This window comes from Flavobacterium frigoris (genome assembly GCF_900111075.1).
Classification (GTDB): domain Bacteria; phylum Bacteroidota; class Bacteroidia; order Flavobacteriales; family Flavobacteriaceae; genus Flavobacterium; species Flavobacterium frigoris.
The window spans coordinates 85,460-101,412 of the sequence record NZ_FOFZ01000002.1; the positions used below are offsets into that span (position 1 = coordinate 85,460).

Consider the following 15,953-nt stretch of genomic DNA (forward strand, 5'->3'; position numbering starts at 1 on the left):
GACGATTCAGTTTACGCCCGTGTCATACGATGGTGCAATTGCATTCCACGAATGTACTGCATCACAAACGGAGATTCCTCCTTTGTCGGAATGACAAGATAATTAAAATGAAAAAGCCGAATTAATTAATTAATTGTGAATAAAACAATATATATTTGAGTAACGGATTATGAGCTATTGAGAAACGCATATTTACTAGTTCACAGTAATTTCACAACACTGCAACAAACAATCGAAAAATTAAAAATGCAACCATTACAAATAGATAGACTCCTAACGGAAAGATTAATTCTTATTCCGTTTACAATACAAATTTGCAAAAATATTATGAACGATGACTTTGGTGATTTATCTATAATGGGATTAACGAAAGGTAAAAGCTGGCCTGATGCTGATGTTATAGAAACTTTACCCAAAATAATTAATAATTTATCTCAGGTTGAATCACCTACTGGATTTGAATCATGGATAATCATCAAAAATGACACATTAGAAATAATTGGCGACTTAGGTTTTAAAGGGTTCAATCATGACGAAGAAAATATCGATATTGGATATGGTATCATAAAAGAAGAAAGAAAAAATGGTTATGCGGAAGAAGCCTCAAAAGGACTTATAAAATGGGCCTTTTCAAACAAATTTGTAAAGGAAATAACCGCACGATGTTTAATTGACAATATTAGTTCTATCAATCTACTAAAGAAATTAAATTTTATGGAAATGAAGAATGACAACGAAATGGTGTATTGGACATTACAAAACAAAGAATAATCCGCGCCAGTAATGCATCGCAATTAAAACCCCTCCTTTGTAGCAATGACCAGATTGAGTAAAAAAAGCTGCATTTATTAAAAATGCAGCTTTTTTTATAGTGTAAACAGAAAACGGTTTTCTTTATTTCGTTTTCATTGGTGGCAAATCAAATGCCTTTGATTCATGTTCAAAACTGCTGCGGTGTGAACCATCACAAAAAGGTTTATTAGAAGACAATCCACAACGACAAAGACCTAAAGCAGTTCTTCCTTCCAGTCCATATACTTTACCATCACAATCCATTATTTCGAAATCCCCTTCGATCTTAATAGATCCGTTGTTATTGATAATTAGTTTTGTTTTGCTCATAATGCTATTTATTTTTTTGAGTTCAAAGATTGCAAAATATATGCTCATCATTTCGCATAGCCGTATTTTTTTTGGATTCAAAGCCCTAATTTATCTTTATTCTATTTTACGCCATCGCTGTCACACTACTAAAGAAATTCTATTGTCAACTACAACCGAAAAAAGACAAGTCATTACACGAGCAGTTTGTTTATTTTTTTGTACTTTTAATATCCTCTTTAAATGAAAATTATCGCTTGAGTAATCCCCTCTTCGGCAAGACATTAAAAGTAATTTAGAGCTAAAATCTTCGGCATAGAAATACTGGATTCGCTAGTCAAAATAAGTCTCCCATTTTAGCGATGCATTTTTAAACCGCGCCTGATCATATAAACGAATAGTTAACTAATAAATCGATAGTATGGAAAATTTAAAACGCAAACTAAAAAATGATTTTAATTGGGAAGCACAGTGGCAACAATTATATATATTAACAGAACAATGGTACTCTGACATACAATTTTACAAAGAGGACTTGAAATTTTTATATCATCTTGTTGACAAATATTTCATGGGACTAACTCATAATGCGAACTTAGATGAAATGCGCGAAGTAGCCAAAGAGCTATCTAACGAAAGTAAATGTAGCGATGAATTACAAGACAAAATCGCCCTGCATTTAAAACACCTCGCTGAACTCATCGATGCTCCCTATAAATATGATTCCCACCAAATAAGAAGCGAACACGAAAAATTAGATAATGAGATTATTTCTTTTGTAAATAAATTTAGAAATAACAAAAAAGAAATATTCGCCATTACTGAGAAAGTGATGAAAAAAGAAATTCAAAAAAGGCTGATGTCATAGTGTAATAATTTACGGCAGAAAACTTAGTCGTCAAAATTATACTACGGAAAAAATTTATTGAAAAATAAAAAGGAATCTGATAACCAGAAGGTAACAACTTTTTTACACTCCTATTAACTGTGGTAGTCCCAAATACTAAATGTAGATTTTGGTCTCGTAAATAACTTCCCGTTCTACCTCCCTTTTTTTTGACTGTACACAAAAAATAAGCCTTAATTTAGTGGCAGCAAAAAGCAAGTCTGATAATCTAGTAATCTTTTTTTTTTAGAGACTCAGCAGCTGCAAAAAAAAACATCACAGTATATTTAAAAATTATGGAAGCATTAAAATTAGGATGGCTTGGCCTCGGAAACATGGGAAATCCAATGGCAAAAAACTTATTGAAAGCAGGTTTTGAAGTAGTCGTATTCAATCGTAGCAAACACAAGGAAAAGGAATTAGTCGACTTAGGGGCAACTTCAGCAGCCAGCATCCAAGAGTTGATACAAACATCCGATGTGGTGATTACCATGTTGTCCAACGATGAGGCCGTCAAAGAAGTTTTTGAAAACGAGAATGGTTTGCTGTCTCAAGACAATCCTGAAAAACTGATCATTAATATGAGTACCGTTTCTCCGGAAACTTCTCGCTACTTAGCCACAATATGTGCCACCCGCAAGATTCATTTTATTGACGCTCCTGTTTCTGGAAGCGTTAAGCCGGCTCAGGACGGCACCTTAGTTATTTTAGTAGGCGCCAGTGATGAAGATTATGTGCTTGCCAAACCTATTTTTAATGTTTTGGGAAAAGTTTCTATTCCTGTGGGCACCCCCGGAAAAGCCAGTTCAGCTAAATTAGCGATTAATTACTTGCTAGGACTAAACCTTCAGGGATTAGCAGAAACCATTATTTTTGCAGAGAAAAACGGCGTACGAAAAGAAGATATGCTCTCCATCATTAATGAAGGTGCTTGTGGGAACGGCATCACTACTATCAAAGCCAATTCTATTTTAAAGGACGATTACCCTGCAGCTTTTGCACTCAAACACCTAGTTAAGGATTTGAGACTGGCCAAGGAAGCTGGATTAGATTCGCCACTAATACACCCATTGTATGACAGCTATGAAACTGCTCAAAAAGAAGGATTAGGTGATGAAGATGTAATGGCAATCATAACGAGTCTTAGAAATAAATAAAGTCGATTTCCTTCTGCTATAAAAATATGCGGAGTCTGCAGCCACTAAAAATTTAAATAATCACAATCTAAAAATAAAGAAACAATATGGGAATATTCTCGGCACTTCTTGGTAACGCAGGAGCGGTAACTCAAGAACAATTAACAAAGGAATACGGGCAACTTTTAATCGACGGAGAAGAGATTGAATTGGGCTTTAAACTGATTCGGGACACTTTTATATTCACCACCAAACGTCTAATATTAGTTGACAAACAAGGCTTGACAGGAAGCAAAACCGAATACAAATCCATTTTCTTATAAAAGCATTTCCAGATTCAGCATTGAGACTGCAGGTACTTTTGACCTTGATGCCGAATTAAAAATTTGGGTTTCCAGTGAATTACAACCCAGCATAAAAAAGCAATTTAATAAGTCAGTTAATGTATATGAAGTGCAAAAAGTACTAGCACATCATGTTTTAAAATAAACCAAAACTTGCTGTAGATTAAATCCTGTTAATTATTTTAATCTGTGGCAAAAACGTCTTAAAAGCTAAAACTAAATGCACTAAAGCACTTATTTTTAGCTTTTTTCTTTCCGTACCTCACAAAATAGATCAATGGTGCGGTATTATGCTGACTAAGTTATTTTTGAATTGTATTTTTAATTTTCAAATCGCTTATCCAAATAGTCTTTAAGTACAGAAACCTGTATGAGTACCATTATAGATAAGGAGACTAAAGCATAGGATACAGTTTTTGAAACTGTTATTTCAGGTAATTGGTCAAAAATACTACTATAGGTTAAAACACCGAAATCTAGTATCCAATTCTGGCTTTCTTGTTGCATTCCAAAAAAAGAATAAGCAATCAAGACTACAAAACCCACAAAAATAGCAATCCAAACCGTTCTTGAAATTAAAGGTTTATAAATAGTACTCTCACTTTGCTTTTTAGCTGCCAATTGAGTCATTATTTGAGCTGTAAAATCAAACGACGGAGTCTCAAGTGAGGCTTTTAAAATAACTTTTTTGACCAAGTTATCCATTTGTTTATCTATCTTCTCGTGCATAATGTTCAATTATTTCTGGTTCTAAACGTTCTTTTAAAATAGCCGCTAATTTTTTCCTGCTTCTAAAGAGTTTGACTTTGACATTATTGGCCGTCAAACCCACAATTTTTGAAACCTCCTCTAAAGATTGTTCCTCATAATAATACAAGGTCAATAGAAAACGATCTTCATATGGTAATAAATGTAAACATTCTAGTATTTCTTGCCTTTGTTCCTGTTCTTCTAAAGCCTCCAGTGCGTTGTCTAAATCAACAATTTGACGTTCCGTGAAATCATCTATTGGAACCACATTATATTGTTGCTTATATTTCTTTAATCTGTCCAAACACCCATTATAAGTTATTCTGTAAATCCAAGTCGAAAATTTAGAATCTCCTTTAAACTTAACCAACGATTGAAATACCTTAATGAAAGTATCCTGCGCCACTTCCTCCGCTTCTTCCCTATTCTTAAGCATCCGCAACGCTAAGGTAAAGACCAAATCTTTATAACGGTCGACCAAAACAGCAAACGCATTGCTATCTCCTGCCACAATTTTTGTGATATAATATTGGTCGTTGGTTTGGTTCATATAATGATAAGACTACAGTAAATGTGTTTTGGTTACAATAAGATTAAAAATAATTATAAAAAAAAGAATTTTTCCACGAACCACGTTACTTTCTAATTTTACTTTCACAAAAAAACAAGGATCATCACAAACAAAAAAAAACAAAGTAACCTTGCAACTTTGTGCCTTAACCACTATATAAAAAATAATTTAAAAAACGTGTAACCTAAACGGCACATCCATCGTCCTAAGCTAGGAACACATTAAAACAATCAATTAAAAACAAACACTTATGGGACCAGTAGTCATGATTCTTATTGTTATTTTCGGGGCAATTTTCGGAGTATTTTATCTATTTTTTTCAACTCGAAATAAAGAGCGTTTAGCCCTTATCGAAAAAGGGGCAGACGCCAGTATTTTCATGAGCAAAAGACAAGATGCAACTCCCATTTCGAAAGTGCTAATTTTAAATTTCGCACTTCTATTAATGGGAATTGGAGCCGGAATATTATTAGCATTAATCCTGCAGGAAGGTTTTGGAATTACAAATGAAGCCATTTATCCGGGAACCATCTTTCTAACAGCAGGAATCGGACTGTTCAGCGGTTTTAAAATGACAAAAGAGCTAGATAAAAAATAAACTCACTTTAAATCATCAATCATTACAAGCCGCTACTTAATCAATAGCGGCTTTTCTTCATATGTACAAAAAGATATAAATACGGATGTAATGTCCACTAAAATAAATTTAGACCAGCTCACATAAAAAAAACTCCCAAGTAGCCTTGGGAGTTTTATATTTATTGTACATTTTATAAAAATCTAATGCTGTATTACTTATAGCACACGGTTAATTTGAGACACTTTTTTTCTATAGTACTTCTCTTTAATGGAAGAAATCATAACTCCTCCGCTTACCGAAGCATGAATGAATTTGATATCACCATCTATAGCTTCTACTACCATCCCGACATGGTTGATTTGTCTTCTACCGTTTGTTTTAAAGAAAATCAAATCTCCTTTTTGAGCATCGTCATTGTCAATCTTAACTCCATATTGCGATTGTTCAATAGACGTACGTGGCAATTGAATATCAAAATTACCAAAAGTGGTACACATCAATCCAGAACAGTCAAAACCATCCTTTGTAGTTCCACCCGTGCGGTATCTTGTCCCAATATTTTCTGAAGCCGTAGAAACCAATTGGTCTAAGAAATCAGTACCGTGAAAAGATTTTACATTGTATTCTGAATCCGAATTCCCCATCTTAATAGCCGATCCAGATGTCGCATTTGAAACAATGGCCTCAATAGCTTTATTACTTCGAATGCTTAATTTATAACCTATTGGAAGACCCTTAACAATTTTCGGATTTTGTCTTTCTAATTCTCTTACTGAAATCCCGTATTCTTTTGCGATTCCATATTTTGTTTCTTTAGCCAATACTTCCCTTACCACTTCTGTTTCAACAGCGACAGCGCTAACAACAGCTTCTACGATGGTTGGTGTTTCAGTTTTCGAAACTACTTTATCGACTACAATGATTGATTCTGCTTTTGCGCTTTTACTTTCGGGGTTAGACTGCATTGCAGTTTCAGATTCCTTTTTTATTTCTTTTTCAACAACTACCGCTACTAAATTATTTGCTCCCTTTCCAGGAATTACAATTTTTTGACCAATTTTTAAAGCTTCCGTTTCAAGAATCGGATTTGCTTTATTTAAATCGGCAACTGTAATTCCGTATTCTTTTGCGATAGAGTACTTTGTTTCGTTCGCTACGATTTCACGAACAACGCCTTCGCTTGTCGCTTCTTTTGTATTATTCGATTCTAAAACAAGTTTTACTTCTTCTTTTTGAGTTATTTTTTTTTCCGGAAGAATGTTTTTTTGAATTTCTTTTATAGGTTCAGCAACAATTACGGTAGGATTTTGATTTGATTGTGTTCCTGGGATTCTAATTTCATATCCTTTTTTTAACCCTGATTTCTTTAATGTAGGGTTAATCTTGTATAAGTCTTCAACGGCAACTCCATATTGTCTCGCTATTCCGTAAAGTGTTTCTTTGGGGAAGACTGTATGCTTTTTTTCAGGATAAGGAGTGTCAATTTCTGATTCGGTATCCTTGTTTTTTGATACAGCCGCGGGGATTAATAGAACTTCTTTGAATTTTATACCTTTCCTCGCATCAGGATTGAGTTCGTAAATAGCACTGGGCTTTATGTTATAATGTGCTGCGATCTGGCTAATAGTTTCTCCCTTGGAAACGGTATGCTCTGTATACTTTTCTTGTGAAAAAATATTTACGCTACTTAATAAAACAAATAAAAAGACCCAACTATAAAACCGCATAAACTTAATTTAAATTTTACCCAACAACTCTTATATTCCTGAACAACAAAACAATAATACAATTTATTTTTTACAATAGCATAAATCGTACTACAATAACATCAATACCTGAAGATATCGCACATCTAAAATGCTAATTTAGCATATAAATACAGATTTCTTACTATTTTAACACCTCTTTATAATCATTTTAACAAACTTAAAAAACACAAAAAAAACGCTCTGTTTTCACAGAACGTTTTTTATATAATTCTATACTTAAAATTATGCTTTTCCAGCTGCAATTAAATTTAAAGCTGAACCCGCAACGAACCAACCAATTTGCCCTTCGTTATAAGTATGATTTGCCAAGATAATATCTTTGCTTCCATCCTCGTGAACGAATTCTAATGTTAAAGGTTTTCCTGGAGCGAAATCTACTAAATCCGTAAAGTTAATAGTATCGTTCTCTTGAATTTTATCATAATCCGCTTCAGTAGCAAATGTTAATCCTAACAACCCTTGTTTTTTAAGGTTTGTTTCATGGATACGAGCAAATGATTTCACTAATACTGCTTTCACTCCTAAGAAACGAGGCTCCATTGCCGCGTGCTCACGTGAGGACCCTTCACCGTAATTATGATCTCCCACAACAATTGAAGGAACGCCCGCCGCTTTATAAGCACGAGCAACCGCAGGAACTGCGTCATAATCTCCAGTTAATTGATTCTTAACTGTATTTGTCTTTTGGTTGAATGCATTGATAGCACCAATCAACATATTATTTGAGATATTATCTAAATGCCCACGGAAACGCAACCATGGTCCTGCCATAGAAATGTGATCAGTAGTACATTTTCCAAATGCTTTTATAAGTAATTTAGCACCTATAATATTTTTCCCGTCCCATGGAGCAAACGGAGCCAATAATTGTAAACGTTCTGAAGTTTCGCTAACAGATACTTGAATACCTGAACCGTCAGCTGCCGGAGCTTGGAAGCCTGGGTCTTCTGCATCAAATCCGTTTTTAGGTAATTCATCACCTGTTGGTGCTTCCAGCATCACTTCTTCACCATCTTCATTGATTAAAGTATCTGTCAATGGATTGAATCCTAAATCACCTGCAATCGCCATAGCAGTTACCAATTCTGGCGAACCTACGAAAGCCATAGTATTTGGGTTTCCATCAGCACGTTTAGAGAAATTACGGTTGAAAGAGTGAACGATTGTGTTGCGCTCTTCTTTTTCAGCTCCTTCTCTATCCCACATACCAATACATGGCCCACAAGCATTTGCGAAAACTGTCGCTCCCATTTTATCGAAAACATCTATAAATCCGTCACGTTCTATCGTGTAACGAACCACTTCAGAACCTGGAGTAATCGTAAACTTGGACTTTATTTTTAATTTTTTATCTGTAACTTGTTTAGCTATTGAAGCTGCACGCGCAATATCTTCATAAGAAGAATTGGTACAAGAACCAATCAAAGCTACTTCGATTTTCAAAGGCCAGTTATTTTTAATAGCTGTTTCTTTCATTTTAGAAATTGGCGTAGCTAAATCTGGTGTGAAAGGTCCGTTTAAATGTGGCTGTAATTCTGATAAGTTAATTTCGATAACTTGATCAAAATACTTTTCCGGGTTAGCATATACTTCAGGATCTCCTGTTAAGTAATCTGCAACTTTATCTGCGGCATCAGCTACATCAGCTCTCTTAGTAGAACGTAAGTAACGTCCCATTGAATCATCATAACCAAAAGTAGAAGTGGTAGCTCCTATCTCAGCGCCCATGTTACATATGGTTCCTTTTCCTGTACAAGACATTGAAGTAGCTCCTTCACCGAAGTATTCAACAATAGCACCAGTTCCACCTTTTACAGTAAGAATTCCAGCAACTTTAAGAATTACATCTTTTGGAGCTGTCCATCCTGACAACTTCCCTGTTAATTTAACACCTATAAGTTTTGGAAATTTTAATTCCCATGCCATTCCTGACATTACATCTACGGCATCTGCTCCACCTACACCAATAGCAACCATTCCTAATCCACCTGCATTTACAGTATGTGAATCAGTACCGATCATCATTCCTCCAGGAAAAGCATAGTTTTCAAGAACTACTTGGTGAATAATCCCAGCTCCCGGTTTCCAAAAACCAATTCCGTATTTATCAGAAACTGACGAAAGAAAATCAAAAACTTCATTACTTTGTGTTTTTGCTCTGGCCAAATCGGTTACAGCATTAACCTTAGCCTGAATCAAGTGATCACAATGCACCGTTGTAGGAACGGCAACCTTAGCTTTTCCAGCATGCATAAATTGCAACAAAGCCATTTGAGCCGTTGCATCTTGACAAGCAACTCTGTCTGGAGAAAAATCAACATAATCAGTTCCCCTAGCAAAAGCTTTGGAGGGCATACCATCCCAAAGGTGGTTGTATAAAATTTTCTCTGTCAAAGTAAGTGGGTGACCAACAATCTCACGTGCAGCATCAACACGACTTGTCATGTTGTCATACACTTTTTTTATCATTTCAATATCAAACGCCATATATATAATTATTTTTTATTATTGTTCTTTAGATATCACAAGGTACAAAAAATAGAGGAGCTATAAAAATAAAAAAAGCCTGAATCATAGACTCAGGCTTTTAGATATAATTAACTAATCTCAGTGATTACATCACTAACAATTTATGAGATGGTGCAAATTGAGTTAGATTAATACCCTTTACTGCAGCTTTATACTCCTCCATAGTAGGAGTTCTACCTAAGATTGTAGACAATACGACAACAGGTGTTGATGAAAGTAATGACTCTCCTTTTTTACCTTCAGAATCTTCTACAACTCTTCCTTGGAAAAGACGAGTAGAAGTTGCCATTACTGTATCCCCTTTTTCTGCTTTTTCTTGGTTCCCCATGCAAAGGTTACATCCTGGACGCTCTAGATATAAGATATTTTCGTATCCAGTACGCGCTACTCCTTTTGGAGCATTGTCATCAAATTCGAAACCAGAGTATTTTTGTAAAACTTCCCAGTCTCCTTCAGCTTTCAATTCATCTACGATATTGTAAGTTGGAGGCGCAACGACAAGCGGTGCTTTAAACTCCACTTTACCATATTGCTCATCTATATTCTTCAACATTTGAGAAAGAATTTTCAAATCTCCTTTGTGAACCATACAAGATCCAACAAAACCAAGATCTACTTTTTTCACTCCTCCGTAAAAAGAAAGCGGTCTAATAGTATCGTGTGTATATCTCTTAGAAACATCTGCATTATTAACATCTGGATCGGCAATCATAGGCTCTTCAACTAAATCAAGATCAATAACAACTTCAGCAAAATACTTAGCATTTGCATCTGGAGTTAAAGCTGGTTTCTCACCTGACCTAATATCTGCGATTCTCTTATCGGCAATAGCTATCAATCCTTTAAGAACTTGCTTAGCATTATCCATTCCTTTGTCAATCATGATCTGAATTCTTCTCTTAGCGATCATTAACGATTCGATCAAAGTTTCATCTTCAGAAATACAGATAGAAGCTTTCGCTTTCATCTCTGCAGTCCAGTCTGTAAAAGTAAATGCTTGATCAGCAGTAAGGGTACCTAAGTGAACCTCAATGATTCTTCCTTGGAACACATTCTCTCCACCAAATTGTTTCAACATTTGAGATTGAGTAGCATGAACTACATCACGGAAATCCATATAGGTTTTCATATCTCCTTTGAACGTAACTTTTACCGACTCTGGAATTGGCATTGAAGCCTCACCGGTAGCCAATGCAAGCGCAACTGTTCCGGAGTCTGCACCAAAAGCAACTCCTTTTGACATTCTTGTATGAGAGTCACCACCAATAATGATCGCCCACTCATCAACAGTAATATCATTTAGTACTTTATGAATTACATCCGTCATTGCAAGATATTCTCCTTTAGGGTCACGAGCAGTAATCAAACCGAAGTCATTCATGAACTTCATCAATCTAGGAATATTTGCCTTAGATTTATTGTCCCAAACTGAAGCTGTATGACAACCTGATTGGTACGCACCGTCAACGATTGGTGAAATCACAGTTGCAGCCATAGACTCCAATTCCTGAGAAGTCATCAAACCAGTTGTGTCTTGTGAACCAACAATGTTTACTTCTACACGTACATCAGAACCTGCGTGTAAAACTTTACCTGGAGTTGTTCCAACGGCGTTTTTATTAAATATTTTCTCTACTGCCGTAAGCCCTTGTCCTTCGATCGAAACTTCTTTTGACGGAGCAAAAACTGGAACGATATCAATTCCTAAAGTTTTCGATGCAAAAGTTTGTAATTTTTTACCGAATACAATAGCGTATGAACCACCCGCTTTTATAAATTCCATTTTTTGAGGAGTGAACGCTTTAGAAATATCTATCAGCTCTTTGTCCCCATTGTATAATTTCTTAGTTTTTGTATTGATGGTAAGAACTGTACCTGTAGCAACAGAATAGGCTTCTTCTAAAACAACATCACCGTTTTCATTGCGTACAGCGTTTCCTTTTTCATCAACTACTTTTACCCAGTTTTGAAGGTCTAAACCAATTCCACCAGTAACATCAACAGTAGTCAAGAAAATTGGAGAAATTCCGTTTGTTCCTGCTACAATTGGAGCAATGTTAATAAAAGGAACATAAGGACTTGCTTTTTCACCAGTCCAAAGCGCCACGTTGTTTACACCTGACATTCTTGATGAACCTACACCCATAGTACCTTTTTCAGCAATCAACATCACACTTTTATCAGGATGCTGTGCTTGCAAGGCTTGAATTTCATCTTGAGCTTCAGGAGAAATTAGACATTTACCATGAAGTTCACGATCTGAACGGGAATGCGCTTGGTTTCCTGGAGAAAGCAAATCAGTTGAAATATCTCCTTCACCAGCAATATAAGTAACTACCTTAATCTCTTCTGCTACTTCTGGAAGTTTTGTGAAAAATTCAGCTTTAGCATAGCTCTCTAAAATTTCTTCAGCAATTTCGTTACCGCTTTTGAATGCTACTTCTAAACGAGCTGTATCAGCCTCGTAAAGGAAAAATTGAGTCTTAAGAACCTTTGCTGCTTCTTTTGCAATAGCAACATCATTACCTAACGCTAAATCAAGCAAAACCTCAATCGAAGGCCCACCTTTCATGTGTGATAACAACTCAAATGCAAAAATAGGAGTAATTTCTTTTACTACAGATTCTTCAAGAATAATCTCCTTTAAAAACGCAGCCTTCACACCAGCAGCAGGAGTAGTTCCTGGAACAGTGTTATAAGTAAAGAATTTAAGAGACTCTTCGCGGTGTGCGTTATCTGAATCTTTAATTTGTGTAATGATTTCGCTTAGTAATTCAGCGCCATCAATCGGTTTTGGGTTAAGTCCCTGACCTCTTCGTTCTTCGATTTCCTGTAGATAATCGTTATAAATGTTCATAGTACAATTCTTTTCAATGTTAAAGGCTGATTTTTTTGATCATCTCAAAATCAAAAGCCATACTATTTAGGTATTTTATTTGTTTTTTTTCGCAATGCAAATTAACGAATTTAAGCCGAGAATTAAAAAAAATTTAACAGAAGTGGTCTTTTTAAAAATTATTATTACTTAATACTAATTTTTAATACACATAATTGACAAAATGTAAAAATTTTAACATCATAATGATTAATCCGTAATTAATCATTTATTTTCGCATTATTCCTAAAGTTCGAAAATTGTTACAAATAAGAAAACGTTATAGTTCAGATCAAAATTTAAGTTCAAAGAAACCAAAAAATCACATTTTACAGCAATTTAGCAATTATCATTTCTTCTGTTATACCCTCAGCATCCGCTTTATAGTTCTTAATTATTCTATGACGAAGTATTCCGGTTGCAACAGCTTTTACATTCTCAATATCGGGTGAAAATTTACCGTTAAAGGCAGCGTGTGCTTTGGCTGCTAATATTAAATTCTGAGAAGCTCTTGGACCTGCTCCCCAATCCAAATAACTTTTAATATATTCATCAGACAATGGGTTGTCTGGACGCGTTTTACTAACTAAGGTCACAGCATATTCAATAACATTATCCGCTACGGGAATTCTGCGAATCAATTGCTGAAAATCTATGATTTCCTGCGCAGTAAACAATGGACTAATGGTAGTTTTATTATCTGAAGTGGTACGCTTTACTACCTGAACCTCCTCTTCAAACGAAGGATACTCGAGTTTAATAGCAAACATAAAACGGTCTAATTGCGCCTCAGGCAAAGGATAGGTTCCTTCTTGTTCTATTGGATTTTGAGTAGCCAAAACAAAATAAGGCAAGTTCAACTTATAATTTTCACCCGCAATAGTAACAGATCGCTCTTGCATCGCTTCTAGTAAAGCTGCTTGGGTTTTAGGCGGCGTACGATTGATTTCATCGGCCAGAATAATATTCGAAAAAATAGGTCCCTTTAAAAATTTAAATTGACGGTTCTCATCTAATATTTCACTTCCCAAAATATCTGAAGGCATTAAATCTGGAGTAAACTGTATCCTTTTAAAATCAAGTCCCAAAGCCTGAGCAAGTGTATTCACCATTAAAGTCTTGGCTAATCCAGGAACCCCTACAAGCAGCGCATGTCCTCCAGAAAAAATACAGAGTAAAACTTGATCTACCACCGCATCCTGACCTACAATAATTTTCGCTATTTCGCTTTTTAATTCATTTCGTTTTTGAACCAAATCATGTATTGCTGCTACGTCCGACATTTCTTATAGGGATTTAAATTAAAAAAGAGTTAACTCTATGAATTCATAAAGCTAACTCTTTTTATTTATTTTAGAAAAATATAAAATTATTTTTTTAACCAATCGTTTGTAAAGGCACAATCTCTATATTCTCCAAGAATTTTAATGTAGGTTTCTTTGATCGTTTCGTCGAACCATTTTCCAATTGCTCTAATTTGCTTTTCTTTCAATGCTAAATCCTTAATCTTAATATAATCCGTAGCATAATCAGCAATGTGCTCATTGATTCTATTTGTCACTGTAATTATCTTGAAGCTTTTCTTCCCGTTTTCATCTGTATCTAAAACTGGTTGAGAAATCGCATCATCTTTCAAATTGGAAACCTCACTATAGAGACTAGGATCCATTTTTGTCATTTCAAAACGAGTATCTTGAGTTTTCGGATTGATTAAAGACCCGCCATTTGCTCTGGTTTCTTTTTGATCAGATTCTGTTCTAGCCGCTTCAGCAAATGTTATTTTTTTATCTACAATCTTATTTCTAATCAAAGTAATTTTCTCTTTAGCTGAAGTCAGGGCATCTTCGGATACAGTAGGAGTTAATAATATATGGCGCAATTCAATTTCCTGTCCTTTTATTTTTTCAACATAAATAATATGAAAACCAAAATCAGTTTCGAAAGGAGCAGAAATTTCTCCTTCTTGCAAACTAAAAGCAACCTCTTTAAATTCTTTTACAAACGGCGTTTTTCTATTCATTTTATAATATCCTCCATTAGGAACTGAAGCTTTATCTTGCGAGTACAATACTGCTTTAGTTGAAAAGCTAGAACCTGCTTCAACGTCCTTTTTAAACTCATTAAGTTTATCTATTACCTTTTGTTTTTCGGCTTCTGAAATCTTTGGAGTAACTACAATTTGCGCTACTTCCATTTCCGCTCCAAAAAGAGGCAATTCATCTTTAGGAATTGATTTGAAAAAATTACGAACTTCTTCTGGTGTAATTTCTACTTCTTCAACAATTTTCTTCTGCATTTCTGAAGAAAGCTTATTCTCTTTCAAAATATCAAAGAAATAACTTCTAAACTCTTCTTCAGAATTTTTCTTATAATACTTGATCACTTTTTCCATGGAACCTATTTGACCTACCATATAACTTAAACGCTCCTCAAGCATACTCTTTACTTCAGCATCTGTTACTTTAACACTATCCTGAATGGCTTGATGTGCATATAATTTATCCTCCAATAATTTTCCTAACATTTGACATCGCGTAATGTCTTTTATGGAATTACCCTGACTTGACAACTCTAAATAAGACTTGTCTATATCTGAATCCAAAACAATGTAATCTCCTACAGTGGCAATAATACCATCGATCTTTTGTCTTTCGTTGGTCTTGATTTTCTTAACAGGCGTAACTACAGAATCTCTAATTATTTCTTGTGCTCTGGTAATATTGCTTGAAAACAGTAAAAGAAAAAATATAAGTGCAATTCTACTATTTATGGACTTCATTTGTATTGTTTTTAATGGCATTATATCAATTTTATATTTTAGTAAAGTATTCTAATTTAAATTCCTCGAGACCTCATTTATAAAGACCCTGCGACCCGTCGCCAAATATACACTTTAACTATCAGGAAATAAAAATGTTCTTACAAACAGTTTCCCAAAGTTAAAACGAACAAAAATAACAATTCAATTACATAATACAAGTTTCCCCACTAGTATTAACAAAAAATTATAAGCGCGTTTGATCATTCTGAAATTCACTCCTTCTCATACGCCCTAATCAAAAATAGCACTGCAATTTAACCACTTACAAATCTACTCATTACGACCCTCCGTAATTGCATAATAATTCGCCTCAAATAAGTCTATACTTTAATATAATTTATTCCTCTAACTAATTATTTTGATTTCTAAGCCCTGAAAAAATTAAAAAAAACGCAAACAATAAACATATAAACAGCTCATTTCTAATAAAATATAAATACTTATCAACACTACAACGTTTTCGTACGTACGAATGGAAATTCAAAAGATATACCATATACTATTTTACATACATTAGCCCAATAACAACACTATTATTCGTAAAATAACTACTAAAATAAATTATTATAATTATTAAAAACTATAGATAAT

Annotated in this window: 12 protein-coding genes and 1 pseudogene; 5 read left to right on the forward strand and 8 right to left on the reverse strand. The window is 34.6% G+C overall.

Features of this window, described 5'->3' with window-relative positions; genetic code table 11:
* The first annotated feature begins 246 nt into the window (after nucleotides 1-246).
* Nucleotides 247-771 carry a GNAT family N-acetyltransferase gene (locus BMW63_RS03480; RefSeq protein ID WP_074722020.1) on the forward strand — a complete coding sequence of 175 codons (525 nt, stop codon included), beginning with the start codon at nucleotides 247-249 and terminating at the stop codon, nucleotides 769-771.
* Between the two features lie 123 nt (nucleotides 772-894).
* Here the strand turns inward: BMW63_RS03480 and BMW63_RS03485 are convergent, their stop codons facing one another.
* Nucleotides 895-1,122, reverse strand: coding sequence for a CDGSH iron-sulfur domain-containing protein (locus tag BMW63_RS03485; RefSeq protein WP_074722022.1), 228 nt, complete (start codon nucleotides 1,120-1,122; stop codon nucleotides 895-897).
* A gap of 400 nt (nucleotides 1,123-1,522) precedes the next feature.
* On the opposite strand from BMW63_RS03485, the gene BMW63_RS03490 reads away from it, so the two are divergent.
* The 3 genes and pseudogenes from BMW63_RS03490 (at nucleotide 1,523) to BMW63_RS03500 (ending at nucleotide 3,612) form a co-directional block, all read left to right on the forward strand.
* Nucleotides 1,523-1,969 carry a hypothetical protein gene (locus tag BMW63_RS03490; protein ID WP_074721323.1) on the forward strand — a complete coding sequence of 149 codons (447 nt, stop codon included), beginning with the start codon at nucleotides 1,523-1,525 and terminating at the stop codon, nucleotides 1,967-1,969.
* 314 nt (nucleotides 1,970-2,283) lie between these two features.
* A complete protein-coding gene (locus BMW63_RS03495; protein WP_074721325.1) occupies nucleotides 2,284-3,144 on the forward strand; it encodes an NAD(P)-dependent oxidoreductase in 861 nt (286 codons plus the stop codon).
* 86 nt (nucleotides 3,145-3,230) lie between these two features.
* Nucleotides 3,231-3,612 (forward strand): annotated as a pseudogene (locus BMW63_RS03500) (PH domain-containing protein).
* Nucleotides 3,613-3,788: 176 nt separating this feature from the next.
* Here the strand turns inward: BMW63_RS03500 and BMW63_RS03505 are convergent.
* Nucleotides 3,789-4,196 (reverse strand): hypothetical protein, encoded by a 408-nt coding sequence (locus BMW63_RS03505; RefSeq protein ID WP_074721327.1) that lies wholly within the window; start codon nucleotides 4,194-4,196, stop codon nucleotides 3,789-3,791.
* Nucleotides 4,177-4,767, reverse strand: a complete 591-nt coding sequence (locus tag BMW63_RS03510; RefSeq protein ID WP_074721329.1) for an RNA polymerase sigma factor — start codon at nucleotides 4,765-4,767, stop codon at nucleotides 4,177-4,179. The genes BMW63_RS03505 and BMW63_RS03510 overlap by 20 nt, the downstream gene beginning before the upstream one ends.
* Nucleotides 4,768-5,038: 271 nt before the next feature.
* Between BMW63_RS03510 and BMW63_RS03515 the strand changes: the two genes are divergently transcribed.
* Nucleotides 5,039-5,386, forward strand: a complete 348-nt coding sequence (locus BMW63_RS03515) for a DUF6249 domain-containing protein (protein WP_074721331.1) — start codon at nucleotides 5,039-5,041, stop codon at nucleotides 5,384-5,386.
* Between the two features lie 197 nt (nucleotides 5,387-5,583).
* Here the strand turns inward: BMW63_RS03515 and BMW63_RS03520 are convergent, their stop codons facing one another.
* The 5 genes from BMW63_RS03520 to BMW63_RS03540 form a co-directional block, all read right to left on the reverse strand.
* Nucleotides 5,584-7,095 carry a peptidoglycan endopeptidase gene (locus tag BMW63_RS03520; RefSeq protein ID WP_074721333.1) on the reverse strand — a complete coding sequence of 504 codons (1,512 nt, stop codon included), beginning with the start codon at nucleotides 7,093-7,095 and terminating at the stop codon, nucleotides 5,584-5,586.
* Between the two features lie 264 nt (nucleotides 7,096-7,359).
* Nucleotides 7,360-9,624: an aconitate hydratase gene (locus tag BMW63_RS03525; RefSeq protein WP_074721335.1), complete on the reverse strand. Its 2,265-nt coding sequence runs from the start codon at nucleotides 9,622-9,624 to the stop codon at nucleotides 7,360-7,362.
* A 127-nt stretch (nucleotides 9,625-9,751) separates the two neighbouring features.
* Nucleotides 9,752-12,523 carry a bifunctional aconitate hydratase 2/2-methylisocitrate dehydratase gene (locus BMW63_RS03530; protein WP_074721337.1) on the reverse strand — a complete coding sequence of 924 codons (2,772 nt, stop codon included), beginning with the start codon at nucleotides 12,521-12,523 and terminating at the stop codon, nucleotides 9,752-9,754.
* Between the two features lie 347 nt (nucleotides 12,524-12,870).
* Entirely contained in the window at nucleotides 12,871-13,824 is a 954-nt protein-coding gene (locus BMW63_RS03535; RefSeq protein WP_074721339.1) for an AAA family ATPase, read from the reverse strand.
* A gap of 86 nt (nucleotides 13,825-13,910) precedes the next feature.
* A complete protein-coding gene (locus tag BMW63_RS03540; protein ID WP_074721341.1) occupies nucleotides 13,911-15,341 on the reverse strand; it encodes a peptidylprolyl isomerase in 1,431 nt (476 codons plus the stop codon).
* Nucleotides 15,342-15,953: the final 612 nt, after the last annotated feature.